General features: G+C 33.7%; 1 protein-coding gene. It reads right to left on the bottom strand.

Annotation, left to right across the window (positions count from 1 at the left end; translation table 11 throughout):
- Nucleotides 1-911, bottom strand: a 911-nt coding sequence (locus FC72_RS10555; RefSeq protein WP_057767490.1) for an ISL3 family transposase, incomplete at its 3' end; no start/stop codon positions are given.
- Between the last annotated feature and the right edge of the window lie 109 nt (nucleotides 912-1,020).

Consider the following 1,020-nt stretch of genomic DNA (forward strand, 5'->3'; position numbering starts at 1 on the left):
TACTCGTTCAACCCCACTATATACTTAATGTGGGTGTCGTCCACATCTGCCTTTGGCAGGTGGAACAGACGCCAATCCTTTTTCAAAACTTTATATTGGCGAGACTTTTTATCACTGATCTTATTTAACGTTTGAATACGTACTTTATCAAAAGCCCTACTGAACAATTGAACGGTATGAAATCTATCAACGATTATCTTGGCTTTAGGGAATATTTTGTGAACAATAGATTGATAGTTAGCGTTTAAATCTATTGATACAGTTTTAACATTTTGGCGTTCTTTGAGGCTGTATTTATTAATGAAATGTTCAGTAATTGTCTTCAATAGCCTATCGTGAACTAAATCAATAAGATGATGGGTTTTAGCATCAATAGAAATAAAAGTATATATTTTTTTTACAGAGCGAAATTCATCAAAACACAAATTTTCGGGAAGATATGAGGATCTTTTCGGAAGTTTTGTATTTTCGTAAAGTATTCTACTTACCGTGCTAATTGAGATACCTAATAATTTCGACATAGACGAGAGGGTAAATGATTCACGCGACATGTCGAATATTCTGGCCTTTATTTGTTTAGTCATGGTGTGATTTTTAATAAGTAGGTCACTGTGGGCACCGCAGGTGCTTCCACAGTTCCTACATAAAAACCTCTGTTTTTTAAGCATTAAGTGATACTCCATGCCGTTGAAACTGGCTAGACGTTGATTAGTCATTCTTTTTCCATTTTTAACCAACGTATTCTCGCCGCATTGAGGACATCGAGTTAATCTGTATGACAGTTCAGCTTTAACAACCTTGATATGCTTAATTACACCTTTATTATTAATTTTAGAATCACAAACAGAAACATTTTTAATATTATTGTCTTTAATGTTTAAAGCGCAAAGTATAGAATTGTCTTGGGACATTGTTGTTTTCTCCTTTGGAAAGAGTTTGGTCGCTTAAATCCTAACATGAGAACAGCGATGTTCTTTTGTTTTGTCCAAAAAAGATACAAAAAAACTGGTATTGATTTTA

Source organism: Companilactobacillus tucceti DSM 20183 (assembly GCF_001434665.1).
GTDB lineage: Bacteria > Bacillota > Bacilli > Lactobacillales > Lactobacillaceae > Companilactobacillus > Companilactobacillus tucceti.